This is a genomic window from Rhodococcus opacus (assembly GCF_012396235.1).
GTDB lineage: Bacteria > Actinomycetota > Actinomycetes > Mycobacteriales > Mycobacteriaceae > Rhodococcus_F > Rhodococcus_F opacus.
In genome coordinates, this window is record NZ_JAAXPA010000005.1 from 131,982 (window position 1) to 146,601 (window position 14,620).

Genomic DNA, 14,620 nt, shown 5'->3' on the forward strand with positions numbered 1-14,620 from the left:
CATGACCACAGCGGTCTCCCCGAAGCCTGGTGCGGCGTTGCGCAACAGGGCATTCCATACCCTCACCGTCGCCGACGTCGAATCCCTGTGCGACGACGCGGTCGCGGTCACGTTCGACGTTCCGGCCGAGCTCGCCGACGAGTTCGCGTTCGGCCCCGGACAGTCACTCACGCTGCGGCGGACGATCGACGGTGTCGAACACCGCCGCTCCTACTCCATTTGCGCCCCCGCCGGTTCCGCGCCGCGGGTCGGCGTGCGCGAGGTGTCCGACGGTCTGTTCTCGACGTGGCTCGTGCGCGACGTCCGCCCCGGCGACCGGATCGAGGTGCAGGGCCCGAGCGGAACGTTCGTCGCCGATCCCGCGGCCGGGGGTCGCCACGTGCTGATCGCCGCCGGGTCGGGCATCACGCCGATGCTGTCGATCGCCGCATCGATGCTGGCGAATCCCGAGGCCGAAGTCGTTCTCCTGTATGGCAACCGGCGCACCCGCTCGGTGATGTTCGCCGAGGAGATCGCCGACCTCAAGGACACGTACGGGTCGCGCTTCGACATCATCCATGTCCTGTCCCGCGAGCCCCGCGAGGTCGAGCTGTTCACCGGCCGTCTCGACGCCGACCGGCTTCGGGCCATCTTCGACGCCGTGGTCCCCGTGGCCGACATCGATCACTTCTGGCTGTGCGGACCGTACGGGATGGTCACCGACGCCGAGACGGTTCTCGGCGACTTGCAGATCGACAAGAGCCGCGTGCATCACGAGCTGTTCTTCGTCGACGACGTGCCCCCGCCCATGGAAACCCACCGCGAGCCCGGCGTCACCGGGCCGAGCAGTGAGGTGACCCTGGTTCTCGACGGTCGCTCGACCACCGCGACGTTGCCGCGGGACGAATCGATCCTCGACGCCGCCGAGAAGTACCGCTCGGACCTTCCGTTCGCCTGCAAGGGCGGCGTCTGCGGAACGTGCCGCGCCAAGATCACCTGCGGTGACGTGGACATGCGCCGCAACTACGCGCTCGAGGACTACGAGGTCGACTCCGGCTTCGTGCTGACGTGCCAGACCTTCCCGGTCAGCGACAACGTGACCGTCGATTTCGACGCCTGACCATACCCAGCCCGCCCACCCCGGAGACTAGAATGACCAGTATCGCCACCCCCTCGCAGGACATCGAGTTCGCCACGCGCGACCGGATCTCATCGCTGCAACTCGAACGCCTGCAGTGGTCACTTCTCCACGCGTACACCAACGTTCCGCATTACCGGCAGGCGTTCGACGACGCCGGTGTCCACCCGAGTGACCTGAAGGACCTGTCCGATCTGGCGAAGTTCCCGTTCACGGCGAAGGCGGACCTGCGGGCGAACTATCCGTTCGGGATGTTCGCGGTGCCGCAGGAGAAGGTCTCGCGCATCCACGCGTCCTCCGGGACCACGGGACGTCCGACGGTCGTCGGGTACACCACGGGCGACCTGAACAACTGGGCCGATCTGGTCGCGCGGAGCTTGCGGGCGGGTGGCGTGAAGCCGTCGGACAAGGTGCACATCGCATACGGGTACGGCCTGTTCACCGGTGGCCTCGGCGCGCACTACGGTGCGGAGCGGCTGGGCTGCACGGTGATCCCGATGTCCGGTGGCATGACGGACCGCCAGATCCAGCTGATCGAGGACTTCGAGCCGGACGCGATCATGGTGACCCCGTCGTACATGCTCACGATCGTCGACGCGATGATCACGAAGGGCATCGATCCGTCGAAGACGTCGCTGCGGACCGGTGTGTTCGGGGCGGAGCCGTGGACCGAGGAGATGCGTTCCGAACTCGAGAAGCACCTGAACATGGACGCCGTCGACATCTACGGACTGTCCGAGGTGATGGGACCGGGTGTCGCGATGGAATGTGTCGACACCAAGGACGGCCTGCACATCTGGGAAGACCACTTCTACCCGGAGATCATCGACCCGGTCACCGGGGAAGTGCTGCCCGACGGTGAGGAGGGCGAACTCGTCTTCACGTCGCTGACCAAGGAGGCCATGCCGATCATCCGGTACCGCACCCGCGACCTCACGCGGCTGCTGCCGGGAACGGCGCGGTCCGTGCGGCGGATGCAGAAGGTCACCGGACGCACCGACGACATGATCATCCTGCGCGGGGTGAATCTGTTCCCCACCCAGATCGAGGAACTGATCCTCGCGGTGCCGGCGCTGGCCCCGCAGTTCCAGTGCATCCTCGACCGCCCGGGCCGCATGGACGAGTTGACCGTGCGGGTGGAATCGCGTCCGGATGCCGTGACCGACGACCACGCACGGGCCGCGGGTGAACTGCAGAAGCTGGTGAAGAATAGGATCGGCGTGAGCGTGAAGGTCGACGTCGTCGCTCCCGGCGACCTCGAACGCTCACTCGGTAAGGCACGTCGACTGATCGACAACCGCTCCGCTCTGTGAGGTGATCGAAGGTGCGTCTCGGTGGTGGGCCCGCGCGTGACGACGGGCAGTTCGAGCACTGGCGTCAGGCAGTCTCCACGGCGTTCGTCCCGCTCGCCGTGGTGTCCACGGCGGAGGACGGGCCGGGGCGCTTCACGGGGACCCTGCGCACCACCGCGCTCGGCGGGTTGCAGCTCAGCGAGGTCGGGGGACATGCGGTCGACGTCCGCCGGACCCGCACGTCGATCAAGCGGTCGGACCCCGGCCTGGTGAAGGTGGGCCTGCAACTGTCGGGGAGCGGCGTCATCGTCCAGGACGATCGAGAGGCCGTGCTCGGGCCCGGCGACTTCGCCGTCTACGACACCAGCAAGCCGTACGACCTTCACTTCGCGGGCGAGTTCAGCATGTTCGTGCTGATGTTTCCCCGCGAACTACTGCGCATCGCCTCGCGGGAACTGGGCACCGTCTCCGCGCGCCGCATCCAGGGCAGCACCGGCATGGGCGCGCTCGTCTCGCCGTTCCTGACGAACCTCCACCACTCCGTCGTCACCGGCACCATGCCGACGACCCCCCTCGTCGAGGATGCGGTGCTCGACCTGCTCAGTGCCGCGGTGCAATCGGAGGCGCCCGCCGACGCCACCGCTCCCGGCGCGTCGTTGCTGCTACGTGTGAGGTCGTTCATCGACGCGCACCTGCACGACCCCACACTCGACACCGCGACGGTGGCGTCCCACCACCACGTATCGACGCGGCACCTGCAGAAGATGTTCGAGGCGGACGGACACACGGTGGCCGGGTGGATCCGCCACCGCAGGCTCGAGAAGTGCCGCCGCGATCTCAAGGACGTCCGATTCCGCGGCGACAGCATCGGAACCATCTGTGCCCGATACGGTCTCGTCAACTCGTCGCATTTCTCGCGGCTGTTCAAGGAGACGTACGGGGTCTCGCCGCGAGCCTTCCGCGAACAGGAACTGCTGTCGATCACTGCGTGACGGCGGCAGAAATTCGGTCGCGCCGCACGGCCCTCCGGGCCACACTGAATCGGTCGTCGCGACCTGAGGAGTGGGACCGCTGGAACTGCGCGAGTACACCGGGCTCGACGCCGTCGGTCTGAGTGAGCTGATCCGGGCCGGTGAGGTGACGGCAACGGAGGTCGAAGCCGTTGCGCGCGTCGCGATCGCGCAGGCCGATGCCGACCTCGGCGCACTGACGATGCGCACGGCAACGACGGCGCCGGTTCGCTCCGGGTGCCTGCCTCGTGCTGCGGGCTCGTCGGCCTGAAACCGAGCCGCGGCCGAATCCCCTGCGGCCCACTGGTCGGTGAGGCGGGGTTCGGGCACATCTACGAGTTCGCCCTCACCCGGACCATCCGCGACACGGCCCATTTGCTGGACGCCGTCGCCGCCCCGCCGGTCGGTGAAAAGTACACCGCCCCGGCGCAGTCCGGTCGCTACGCCGACACGATGCGCGCCGATCCCGGCCGTCTGCGGGTGGCCCTGACGACCGAGCCGTGGGGCGGGAGTTCGGTCGAGATGCAGGTATCGGCGGCCACGATCGCCGCAGGCAAGATCCTCGAATGGATCGGCCACACTGTGACCGAGACGCGCCCGCAATTCGACGCGGAGGACGTCGTCGAGGCGTCGACACTCACTGCGATCGCCACGGGTGCGGCGATCCTGCGCTCGTGGCTACGCCGCATCTTCGAGTTCGGACCGTTCACGGCACCGTTCAACGTGTCCGGGTATCCCGCGGTCAGCCTGCCGCTCGCGCTGAGCAGGGAGGGCCTCCCCATTGGCGTCCAGCTCGTCGCGGCCACCGGCAGAGAGGATCTGCTGCTGCAGGTGGCCGCGCAGTTGGAGCAGGCTGCGCCGTGGAAGGATCGCCAACCGTCGATCTTCGTCGACTGACGACCTTCTGTCGTTGTCAGAGTACGGCTTCCAGCCACGCTGCTGTTTCGAACAGGCGTTGCTCGGCGCCGGGACGCCCGATCAGCTGTAATCCGAGGGGAAGACCCGCGCTGTCACGCTTCCCGGGGATCGTGACCACCGGCAGACCCATGGCCTGCCACGGTCGGCTCAGGATGGGCGTTCCGGTCGCGTCGTGCCCGGGTGGAGCGGCGCCGAGAGCCGCGGGCCCGAGGATTGCTTCGTCCTCGTCCAACGTCGAGAGCAGCAGCTGTCGGGTCTCGCGGATTCCGGCGAGGGCGGTACGGTAGTCGGCTTCTGCGGTCGCCGCCCCCGTGGCGAACAGTTCGGCGAGGGGTGCGCTGATCTTGTCGGTCTGCGCGGCCTCTGCGGCGCGTTCCCTGGTCGCCTCGTACGCCATCACGGTGTGGTGGTGTTCCGTCAGTGCCACAATCGTTGCGGCGGCGTCCAACTCACGGCACCCGATCCCCGCCGACTCGGCGGAATCAGCGGTAGTCCTGAGCGCCGCCGTCATCTCTCGGGACACCTCGCCGAGCTCGAACCCACTCCAGAGGCGAAGCCGGCGCGGAGCGGAAGGCTCGAGAACGGGCGCCCGCGTGCCGTCGCGCAGTGCGGTCCACGCGAAGTGGAGATCGGGCACGGTTCGTGCCAGCAGCCCCACCGTGTCGAGACTGGGACTCAGCCCGGTGATGCCCGCGGTCGGAAGTTCGCCGTGGGCGGTGACGAAACCTGCGACTCCGCAGAACGACGCGGGCCTCGTCAGCGACCCCGCGGTCTGCGTGCCGAACGCCAGCGGCACCATGCCCGCGGCCACCGCTGCCGCCGAGCCGCTCGACGACCCGCCGGGGGTGTGACCCAGGGCGCGGGGATTGCGGGTCGGGCCGGGTTTGAAATACCCGAACTCGGTGGTGACGGTCTTGCCGAACGGGAGCGCGCCGAGTGCGCGCGACCGTGCCACACAGTCGGCGTCCGTCGTCGCCGGTTCCGTGCTCCGCAGCTCACTGCCACAGCGCGTCGGCATACCGGCGACGTCGATGAGATCCTTGACGCCGACGGGCACGCCCCAGAGCGCGCCGTCCGGGCCGCTGTCCTGGATCCGGGCGGCCGCGGACCGCACCGAGTCGGCATCGAGGTGGGCCCAGGCGTGGATATCCGGCTCGAGGTCCGCGATCCGTGCGAGTGCCGCCTCCGCCACGTCGATCGGCGTTGTCGCGCCCGTCGCCAGCTGCTCGGCCAGGTCCCGGAGTGGGCTCGGTGACCGGAGTTCCGTCCTCATTGCATCGCCACCATCGTGTCGTCGTTCGTCGTCTCGGTCTGCCCGGTGAGTGCTCGGGTGCGCATCACCGAGAAGAGGCGATCGGCTCGTGCTTTCGTCTCCCCGGACGGTGCCGACAACAGCGCGACAATGACGGACACCGCCAGCGAGAGGGGTGCCACGGCAAGTGCCGGGTTCGAGAATCCGAGGATGGAGTCCGGTCCCTGCACGACCGGGCTGAGCAGGATGACGGTGACCGACAGGACGAGCCCGACCACGATCCCGGAGATGACGGCGCGCGCCGTCATGCGCTTCCAGTACATGGTCAGAAGCAGTGCCGGTAGGTTCGCACATGCTGCGATGGACATGCCCAGTGACGCGAGGAACGCGACGTTCTGCTTCTGCGCCGCGAATGCGATGGCGACACCGATGACGCAGGTGGCCACCGTCGCGACGCGGGCCGCGCGGTGCTGAGCCTTCGCCGACACCGATCCGTTCCTGATCACCTGCCCGTACAGGTCGTGTGCGATCGCACCGGAGGTGGCGATCACCAGGCCGGACAGCGCGGCCAGAATGGTCACGAACGCCACGGCCGCGACGAACGCCAGCAGGACTCCGCCGCCGACTGTCTCGGCGAGCTGCGCGACCGCGAGGTTGCCGCCCCGATTCTCGGACTTGATCACCTCGACACCGACCAGCTTGGCGGCGCCGTAACCGAGCACGGGAACCAGCAGGTAGAAGGCGAAGAAGATCCAGATCGCCGTGTAGGCGGACGTTCTCGCCTGCTTCGCGTCCGGAACGGTGAGGAAGCGGATCATCACGTGCGGCAGGCCGAGCACGCCGAGCACGAGCCCGACGGTCTGCGACAACTGGTCGAACGACGCGGTACCGGACGTGCGCTGCGGCGCGACGAACGACTGCCCGAACTCGGCGAGCGCGGTGCTGAACGGGCCGAAGGGATTGAAGTCGAAGCGCACCAGCACGAGAACGAACAGCACGACGGCGCAGACCATGAGGAGACCGGTTTTGATGATCTGGATCCAACTGGTAGCGAGCATGCCACCCACCAACGTGTACGCGGTGGTGAGTGTTCCGATGATCAACACGGCCACGGCGTAGTCGAGGTCGAACAGCAACGACACCAGAAGCGCGGCACCGACCAGCTGCGACACGAGATAGACCACGCTGATCACCACCGTGCTGATCGCCATCATCGACCGCACGTCCTTGCCGGGGAACCGGGTGGCGAGGACATCCGCCAGCGTGAAGCGGCCGAGGTTGCGCAGGGGTTCCGCGATCAGCAGCATCGCGAGGACGAACGCGACGGGCACGAAGACCGCGAGGTAGAACCCGTTGAAACCGGTCAGCGCGATCGCACCGGTGACTCCGAGAAACGAGGCGGCAGAGATGAAGTCGCCGGCGATGGCGACACCGTTCTGCCTGCCGGTGAGGCTGCCGCCCGCGACGTAGTGATCGGCGGCGGACTTGTTCCTCTTGGAAGCCCACGCGGTGATCATCAGGGTGACAGCGACGAGGGCCGCGAAAAGTGATGCGGAGACGAGGTTCATGGCGCGTTATCCTTTCGCCCGCGAGGCGGTCCGGGAGTCGAGTTCGGCTGCCCGCGCCATGTAGTACCGGGCCACGACGATGGCGACGACGAATTGCGCCACCGCGTAGAGCCACGCCACCGTGACACCGCTGAAGACGACGCCGTCGAGCAGCGAGGTGAACCCACCGAGGATCGGCAGGGGCAGGAACAGTGCGAGGACCAGGGCGCTGAGACGAAACGTCAAGGCGGCACGCGTGTCTGCGAGCACCTGCAGGTCGGAATTCTGTGGGACTTGTTCGGGCGGTGACGAGGTGACCATGGCTATTTACCTCCGGCTGCGGCGGGAACGAGGGCGGGCGTCACGGTGATCGGATCGGACCATTCGTCGTAGAACAGCCAGTCGGGGGACTCGACCGGAACCGACAAACGGTGGAATTTGCGTTGGAAGTAGACGAGGCTGTCGCCGTGTTCGCGCGTCTGCACGCGGTCCAGTTCGACGAACATCACCGAATGCGATCCCACGGTCTTGCTGTCCGCGATCCGGCCGGCGAGCACCACGTGTGCGGCGCGCAGGATCGGAACACCGTCGTCGGTGTCTTCTTCCCAGATGTCCCACTGGAACCGGTCCGCCATCGCGACTTGGGTTGCGCCCGCGAAATGCATGGCCAGCTCTTCGTCGTCGCCGGAGAGCACGTTGATACCGACTCGGCCGTTGTTCCGGAATACGTTGTGCATGGCGCTGTTCTGATTCACGCACACGAGTGCGGTGGGCGGGGAGTCGGTCACCGAGCAGACGGCGGTCACCGTCATTCCGCAGCGCCCGGCAGGGCCGTCGGTCGTCACGATGTTGACCGCGGCCGGCAGATTCGCCATGGCGGTGCGGAAGATCGATTGCATGGTTGTGAGTTCGGGCATTTCGTCTCCATGAGTTGGAACAGGAAGTCGTGTCACCACGTTGCGCCGGCGTTCCTGCAAGAAGGATATGACGCGCGTCGTGCGCTGGAACATTGGCGGCGACGCTACTTTCGCGCAGTAAGTCGCGTATCCGAGTAGGGGATTCCTTCAGTTGCCTACCGCTTCCGTTACGGTCGGTGTTGACTGGACGAGGAAGCAAGCCATCTGTGCGAGGCAGGATTCGATGGATCAGCAAGAAACACGGGTTTACATCGTCGACGACGATCAGGAGTTGTGCGCATCGCTTGCATGGCTACTCGATTCGGTCAACATCACGTCGGAGTACTACTTCTCCGTTCAGTCGTTCCTGGACGAGTACCGCCGCGACATCCCGGCCTGCCTCGTACTGGACGTCCGCATGCCGGAAGTCGGGGGATTCCAACTCCAGGAGGCACTCCTCGCCGACGAATCCCCGATCCCGATCATCTTCGTGTCGGCGCACGGTGACATCAAGATGTCGGTGCGGGCCCTCCAGCGGGGTGCGCTGACATTCATCGAGAAGCCCTACGATCCGCAGCACATGCTCGACGTCATTCAGGACGCGCTCCGGGTTGCGCGTCAACGGTTCGGCGAACGTCGGACGAGAACGGAATTGCAGGGACGAATAGACGCGCTGACGGTGCGAGAAAAGGAAATCCTCGCACTCGTCCTCGACGGATTGCCGAGCAAGAACATTGCGAAAGAGCTGGGAATCAGCGTGAAGACGGTCGACGTGCATCGCACCCGTATCAAGGAAAAGACCGGAGCGGAAAGCATCGCGGTTCTCGTACGCGATATTCTGCAGGCCGGAATTGCCGTCACCTGAAATAATTCAGTTCTCTTCAGGGAAGTTCGACGAGTAGTCGCCCGGATTTCGCGCGCGACACACACGCGGCAATTCTGTCTCCCGCCTTTCTCTCACTCTTGGTGAGGCAATTGTCGCGGTGGTCGGGCTCGCCCTCCAGCACTTCCAGGACGCACGTGCCGCAGATACCTTCCCGGCACGACGTGTCGATCTCGATGTCGTTCTCTTCGAGTACGTCGGCGATGGACTTCCCGGCAGGCACCTCGAACACCTCGCCCGTGTCGAGTTCCAACTCGAACGCCGTGTCCGATCCGGTCGCGGTAGGCGTCGCCGCCTCGAAGTGTTCGAAGTGGACCGCGTCCTCCCCGACAGCGGGTTCCGCCAACCCTCGCACCCGATCCATGAAACCTTCGGGGCCACAGGTGTAGACGTGCGTGGCGGCGGACGCGTCCGCCAGGATCTTCTCGAGGGCGGAGAGCTGGTCGTCCCTCTTCAGGCCGAAGTGCAGGTGCACGTCCCGGCGGAGATCCGCGCTCTCCAGCAGTTCGACGAACGCGGCCTGCGCCCTCGTCCGCGCGAAGTAGTGCAGGTCGAACTGTTGTCCCTGCCGGTGCAACGCGAACGCCAGACTCAGCATCGGGGTCAGCCCGATCCCCGCCGCCACGAGGATGTGCCGATCGGCGCCCTCGGCGAGCGTGAGCAGTGTGCGCGGCCGGCTGATCTGCAACTCGCTGCCGATCGTCACACGATCGTGCAGTGCGGCCGAGCCGCCGCGGGGTCCGGTCTCGCGTTTGACGGCGACCACATAGGATTCGGACTCGTGCGGCGGACTGCACAGCGAGTACTGGGTGAGGACCTCGGTGGGGCCGAGGATGTCGATGTGGGCGCCGGCAGGGTACGGGTCGAACGGTGAACCGTCCGTCCGAACAAGCCGGAACGATTTGATGTCCGGCGTTTCCTCGACAATGTCCGCAACAGTGACAGTGAACATGCTCATGGTGATTTTTCCTCCGGTGCTGCGACCCGTCGCCCTGGAGCGGGGTCAGCGCATGTACAGGCCGCCGTTGACGTCCCAGCAGGCTCCCGTGACCGACGCGGCCGTCGGCGATGCGAGCAGGGCGACGGTCTCGGCTATGAAGTCGGGCGAGCCCAGGGTGCCCACCGGAATCGTGGTGAGGATGGCGGCCAGCTTGTCCGCGGGCACCGTCTCACGCACCACCGGTAGATCCAGAGGACCAGGGGAGACGGCGTTCACCGTGACACCCGACGGGGCGAGTTCGCGTGCGAAGACCTTGGTCAGTGTGCCGACGCCGCCCTTGGCCGCGGCGTAGTGCGCGCCGGTCGCCGTGCCACCGTTCTGTCCCGCCAGCGACGCGATGTTGACGATTCTGCCGTATCGCTTCTCGGCGAAATAGCTTCCGAACACCTGGCAGCCGAGAAAGGCGCCGTTGAGGTTGATCTCGACGATGTCGGAGAATTCCTCCGGTGCGATGTCCATCAGCGTGCCCGTCTGCGACCGGCCGGCGTTGTTGACGAGGACGTCGATGCCGCCCCACTCCTGGATCAGCCGGTCACGTACGGCTTCGAAACTCTTCCGCTTCCGGACGTCCAACTCCACGCCGATGGCCGTGTCGCCGTCCGGATCCAGGTCCGCCGCGGTCTCTTTCGCGGCACCGCTGTCGATGTCCGCGACCGCGACGCGGTATCCGCGGTCGTGCAATTGGTGTGCGATCGCGGCACCGAGGCCGCGTCCGCCGCCGGTGACTACTGCGACAGAATCCACGTCGAGCTCCTGTTCGATCGATGAGGTTCGGAAAATGCTGGTCAGAGCAGGTAGCCGGAGGCGTTGACCGCTGCCTGCGAGTTCACCAGCCGGATGACCTTGAGATCCAACCGCGGTCCCCTCTCGGTGTAGCGGATGCGGTGCGTGACGTCGGCGGCGAGGGTCTGCTGATCGTCGCGCTTGAAACCCACGAGGATTTGCGCGGACCTCACGGTGATCGAGTCCTCGGTTCGCTCCTCGACCGTGAACCGCGAGACGGTGCGGACCGTCCGGGCGGCGGCGAGCGCGGACATCGAGTATCCGGAGGTCAGGCGTTCGATACGCATGCGCCGCATGCGAGTGTCGTCGTTGACCATGTTCAGGGATCCGTCGAAGTCGTCGGTGTCCGGGTCGATGGGAATGATGTACCGGCCTTCGTCGGTCCAGAGGGCGTCCCACGCCTGGTAGTCCTTGGCGTCGAGGAGGGCCGCTTCGTGCCAGATGAGTTCGATCGCCTGCAGTACCCGGGTGTCGGCGAGTTGGGCGGTCATCAGATCAGTCCTCATCGGTCATCATCCTCTTCCACATTGCGTAGGCCTCGCGCATGCCGGTCTCGTCGGTGACGTGCGAGGTGCGGTGTCCGTCGCTGTCGAGCGCTTCACGATTGAGACCGCGGTTCACCATGATCGGCATTCCGGGTGCGCCGCGGGATCCGCGTTGTACCCGGTCCCAGGCCTCGGAATCGTCGGGGCTGCCGAACCCGAACGGGCCCTGGAAATGTTCGTGGATGCGGAGGCGTTCGCGGTTGACGATCTCCGGTCCGCCGTCCATGCCGAGGGCGATGTGCCGGATCTCGGTCTCGTCGACCGAGATCGGGCGTAGTACCCGGAAGAATGACATCGACATCGCGACGTTGGGGAAGATGTTGAGGTTGAACCCGGCGCCGTGCATGGAGCGGACGATGCGGCGGACCTTGTCGGCGGGCATCGTCTTCGACAGTTCTTCGACGATGTGGTCGAAACGGGCCTGAATCTTCTCGGTGCCGTCGTCGTGGTCCAGGTCGACGTGCTCCGGGACCATGATGGCGACGCTGTGGCCGTTTCCGAGAGCGTGGGTCACGGCGTTGTCGTCGGTCATGAAGGAGAGCATGTCGGCGGTCTCGGCGTCGACGGAGGACATCCAGGATCGGTGCACGATCGGGAAGTGGTATCCGTCGGTGGTGTTCTCCAACTGGATCTTCCAGTTTCCGCGGAAGCGGAAGCAATGTTCGCCCTGCGTCTTGATGGGGTATCCGGCGCCCTGCTTCATGAACAGGTCGATCCATACCTTCGCGTCGCCGAGGAAGTCGTCGAGGGGTTCGACGTCGGGGTTGAAGCTGGCGAAGATCATCCCGGCGTAGGACTCCACCCGCAGGCTCTGCAGGGGCAGGTCCTTCTTGTCGAGGTCCTCGTCGTAACCATCGGGGTACGGGATTCCGCGCAGTCGCCCGTCGAGGGCGTACGACCAGCTGTGATAGGGGCAGGTGAACCCGTTCGCCTTGCCCTTGGGGACCTCGCAGACGCTGGCCCCGCGGTGGCGGCACCGGTTCAGCAGGACATTGAAGTTCCCCTTGCGGTCGCGGTTGACGATCACCGGTTGCCGGCCGATGGTCGCCATCTTGTAGCTTCCGGCCTCGGGGATCTCGCTCTCGTGGGCAACCCAAACCCAGGTGCGGTAGAAGATCCTTTCGAGTTCCGCCTCGAACATGTCGGGGTCGGTGTACAGCGATCCGTCCACGCGGTCGTCCGTGGCGAGGGCCGCGAAGTTGGTGTCTGTAGTGGTGGTGGGATCCAGGGAAGTGGTCATCACGTTCTCTTTCCATTCGATTCGAGCAGTCGTGTCGCCTCGTCGAGCCGAGTGACGAACAGCTTCTCGGTCGTGAAGTGCTTGATTCGGGCGATACCGCCCCGCACTTCACACTCGGCGGTGATGCGTGCGACGAGCAGTTCGGCCGATTCGTCCTCGTATCGCGACAGCTGCTGCATGATCCACCGCCCCCGCGCCGCGGGGCCGTCCACGTCGATCTGCTCACTCCCGAGCAGGTGCACATTTCCCCGAAAATGGGAGTTCGGTGGAAGGTACGCGGTGAGCATTCCGACGATCTCCGGCCGGCCCCGACGTGTGCCGAACTTGCGCGCGTACTCGGCGCCGATCCCTTCCCACACCGCGTCGGGCGTGAACAGCGAGGCGAGTTCCTCGACCGAAAACTCCACGGAGGGGACATCGCACAGTTCCATGTAGCGGCACATCACGCGGTGAACGGCCTCGCGGCTCTCGATGCGCTCGGTCGCGGTCGCAGAGTGCATTTTCCTCACACGCCGAGGTCGACGTCTTCGCGGACGGTGAGCGCACGGCCGATGCGGGCTTCGATCTTCGCGTATCGCCACAGCGTGTACTCGCCGACCGGGGTGGTGCGGAAGAGGTTGCAGACGGCCTTGACGGTCTCCTGGGTGTCGACGTCGGCGAGGATGTAGCAGGTCCAGGGCCAGCCGTCCGACGGTCCGACCAGGTGGCTGTCGTCGTCGATGTCGCCGATCACCCGGACGCCCGGTGTCTCGGCCACCGCGTCCATCATCCCGGAGAACGCCTTCCACACCAGCCCGCCCTGGCCGGTCGGGAGGTCGAAGAAGTTCTGATTGATGCCGATGCAGAACAGGACTCGCAGCGGTGCGGTCTTGGTGTCACTCACGATTGGTCTCCTCGATTGAAACGGGGTGGTCAGATGAAGCCGGGGAACGGCGGGATGTCCATGAGCACCGCACCGGCGCTGTCGTAGATGCCGTCGCCGAGGAAGGCATGCTGCGGCGGGACCAGGGCCTCGCGCATGTACCGCTGCATCGCGTTGCCGTCGTAGATCGCCCCGGTGCCCGACAACTGGAATGCGGTGTGCACGGCGGAGGCGCCCGCCTTGGCCACGTGCGTCGAGGACAGGCGAAGAAGCGCCGCAAGCTTGTCCGGGACGGGCTTACCGGCCACCACCGTGGCGTACGCCTCGTCGGTGACCTCGTAGAAGAAGGCACGGGCGGACCTCAGCGTCGCCTCCGCCTTGGCCAGGTCGATGCGGTAGTAGGCGCGATCGGCGAGCTTGGGCGCTCCGGTGATTCCCGTGCGTCCCGCGCCGACCTTGATCGCGTAGTCGAGCGCGGCGCGGCCCACTCCGAGATTGACGACGGCCAGGACCTGGGCGGCGTACGCGATGGAGGGGTAGCGGTAGAGGGGTTCGTCGACGGTCGGGGTTCCGCCACGGATGAACGTCCAATCCTCGGGGACGACGACGCCGTCGACCTTCAGTTCGTGGCTTCCGGTACCCGACAGGCCGACCACGTCCCAGTTCTCGACGATCTCGACGTCCTTCGGCCACAGCAGGGCGGTGCGGGGTTTTCCGGCTGTGGAGTCGCCGCCGCGGATTCCGACACCGAGAATGTCGGCACCCTTGCATCCGCTGGCGAACTTCCACTGCCCGGTGATCTTCAGACCACCCGGCACCTGTTCGGCGGGTTGGACCGGGAACAGTCCGCCGGCGAAGACGAGGTCCGGGCTGTCCTTGTACAACTCCGCCTGTGTCGCGAGCGGCAGTGCCGCCAGGTAGACGAGGGCGGAGCCGAAGCTCGCAACCCAGCCCGCCGACGCGTCCACCGCGGAGATGCGTTCGATCATCCGCAGAAACTCGCTCGGGGGCAGCGCGTCGCCGCCGAATCGGCGGGGGGTCGCCGCGCGGTAGATGCCGATCTGCTTGAACTCGCCGATCATGTCGCGAGGCACGAACTTCTGGCGAGCGAACTCTTCCCGCCGCATTGCGACGTGCTCGAGGACGTCCTCGAAGGACAGCGTCCCGTTCGCGGAGGCGTCCGTCGTGTCGAGGGTCGGTGCGTTGGTCATCAAATACTCCGATCGACGCGAAGTAGAAGGGGTGATGCGTTTTTCGTGTCGAATTCACGCTATT

The 14,620-nt window shown here is 66.1% G+C and carries 17 protein-coding genes; 6 read left to right on the top strand and 11 right to left on the bottom strand.

What is annotated here, in order from left to right; all coding sequences use genetic code 11:
• Position 1: 1 nt before the first annotated feature.
• The 5 genes from paaE (at position 2) to HGB39_RS39825 (ending at position 4,316) form a co-directional block, all read left to right on the top strand.
• Positions 2-1,099, top strand: a complete 1,098-nt coding sequence (gene paaE / locus HGB39_RS08230; protein WP_005566103.1) for a 1,2-phenylacetyl-CoA epoxidase subunit PaaE — start codon at positions 2-4, stop codon at positions 1,097-1,099.
• 32 nt (positions 1,100-1,131) lie between these two features.
• Positions 1,132-2,430, top strand: a complete 1,299-nt coding sequence (gene paaK, locus HGB39_RS08235; RefSeq protein WP_005566104.1) for a phenylacetate--CoA ligase PaaK — start codon at positions 1,132-1,134, stop codon at positions 2,428-2,430.
• 11 nt (positions 2,431-2,441) lie between these two features.
• Positions 2,442-3,401, top strand: a complete 960-nt coding sequence (locus HGB39_RS08240) for an AraC-like ligand-binding domain-containing protein (protein ID WP_005566106.1) — start codon at positions 2,442-2,444, stop codon at positions 3,399-3,401.
• 70 nt (positions 3,402-3,471) lie between these two features.
• Positions 3,472-3,690, top strand: coding sequence for a hypothetical protein (locus tag HGB39_RS38485; RefSeq protein ID WP_005566108.1), 219 nt, complete (start codon positions 3,472-3,474; stop codon positions 3,688-3,690).
• Positions 3,657-4,316 (top strand): amidase family protein, encoded by a 660-nt coding sequence (locus HGB39_RS39825; protein WP_064080432.1) that lies wholly within the window; start codon positions 3,657-3,659, stop codon positions 4,314-4,316. Before HGB39_RS38485 ends, HGB39_RS39825 begins: the two co-directional genes overlap by 34 nt.
• 16 nt (positions 4,317-4,332) lie before the next feature.
• On the opposite strand, the gene HGB39_RS08250 is transcribed toward HGB39_RS39825, so the two are convergent.
• Genes HGB39_RS08250 through hpaC form a run of 4 tightly spaced genes read right to left on the bottom strand, consistent with a single transcriptional unit; the run spans position 4,333 to position 8,053 of the window.
• Positions 4,333-5,610, bottom strand: a complete 1,278-nt coding sequence (locus HGB39_RS08250) for an amidase (protein ID WP_005574582.1) — start codon at positions 5,608-5,610, stop codon at positions 4,333-4,335.
• Entirely contained in the window at positions 5,607-7,157 is a 1,551-nt protein-coding gene (locus tag HGB39_RS08255) for a solute symporter family protein (RefSeq protein ID WP_005255960.1), read from the bottom strand. Before HGB39_RS08255 ends, HGB39_RS08250 begins: the two co-directional genes overlap by 4 nt.
• A gap of 6 nt (positions 7,158-7,163) precedes the next feature.
• Positions 7,164-7,457 carry a DUF485 domain-containing protein gene (locus tag HGB39_RS08260; RefSeq protein ID WP_005255961.1) on the bottom strand — a complete coding sequence of 98 codons (294 nt, stop codon included), beginning with the start codon at positions 7,455-7,457 and terminating at the stop codon, positions 7,164-7,166.
• Between the two features lie 2 nt (positions 7,458-7,459).
• Positions 7,460-8,053, bottom strand: a complete 594-nt coding sequence (gene hpaC, locus HGB39_RS08265) for a 4-hydroxyphenylacetate 3-monooxygenase, reductase component (protein WP_005574581.1) — start codon at positions 8,051-8,053, stop codon at positions 7,460-7,462.
• Between the two features lie 223 nt (positions 8,054-8,276).
• On the opposite strand from hpaC, the gene HGB39_RS08270 reads away from it, so the two are divergent.
• Positions 8,277-8,897 carry a response regulator transcription factor gene (locus HGB39_RS08270; protein ID WP_005250795.1) on the top strand — a complete coding sequence of 207 codons (621 nt, stop codon included), beginning with the start codon at positions 8,277-8,279 and terminating at the stop codon, positions 8,895-8,897.
• A 16-nt stretch (positions 8,898-8,913) separates the two neighbouring features.
• Here HGB39_RS08270 and HGB39_RS08275 read toward each other — a convergent pair whose 3' ends face one another.
• Genes HGB39_RS08275 through HGB39_RS08305 form a run of 7 tightly spaced genes read right to left on the bottom strand, consistent with a single transcriptional unit; the run spans position 8,914 to position 14,556 of the window.
• Positions 8,914-9,873 (bottom strand): PDR/VanB family oxidoreductase, encoded by a 960-nt coding sequence (locus HGB39_RS08275; RefSeq protein WP_005574580.1) that lies wholly within the window; start codon positions 9,871-9,873, stop codon positions 8,914-8,916.
• 45 nt (positions 9,874-9,918) lie between these two features.
• Positions 9,919-10,659, bottom strand: coding sequence for an SDR family NAD(P)-dependent oxidoreductase (locus HGB39_RS08280; protein WP_005255964.1), 741 nt, complete (start codon positions 10,657-10,659; stop codon positions 9,919-9,921).
• 41 nt (positions 10,660-10,700) lie between these two features.
• Positions 10,701-11,204 carry an aromatic-ring-hydroxylating dioxygenase subunit beta gene (locus tag HGB39_RS08285; protein ID WP_005255965.1) on the bottom strand — a complete coding sequence of 168 codons (504 nt, stop codon included), beginning with the start codon at positions 11,202-11,204 and terminating at the stop codon, positions 10,701-10,703.
• Positions 11,194-12,483: an aromatic ring-hydroxylating oxygenase subunit alpha gene (locus HGB39_RS08290; protein WP_005574578.1), complete on the bottom strand. Its 1,290-nt coding sequence runs from the start codon at positions 12,481-12,483 to the stop codon at positions 11,194-11,196. The genes HGB39_RS08285 and HGB39_RS08290 overlap by 11 nt, the downstream gene beginning before the upstream one ends.
• Entirely contained in the window at positions 12,483-12,983 is a 501-nt protein-coding gene (locus tag HGB39_RS08295) for a nuclear transport factor 2 family protein (RefSeq protein WP_005255967.1), read from the bottom strand. The genes HGB39_RS08290 and HGB39_RS08295 overlap by 1 nt, the downstream gene beginning before the upstream one ends.
• 5 nt (positions 12,984-12,988) lie before the next feature.
• Positions 12,989-13,366, bottom strand: a complete 378-nt coding sequence (locus HGB39_RS08300) for a hypothetical protein (RefSeq protein WP_005255968.1) — start codon at positions 13,364-13,366, stop codon at positions 12,989-12,991.
• Positions 13,367-13,395: 29 nt separating this feature from the next.
• Positions 13,396-14,556 (bottom strand): acyl-CoA dehydrogenase family protein, encoded by a 1,161-nt coding sequence (locus HGB39_RS08305; RefSeq protein ID WP_005574577.1) that lies wholly within the window; start codon positions 14,554-14,556, stop codon positions 13,396-13,398.
• Between the last annotated feature and the right edge of the window lie 64 nt (positions 14,557-14,620).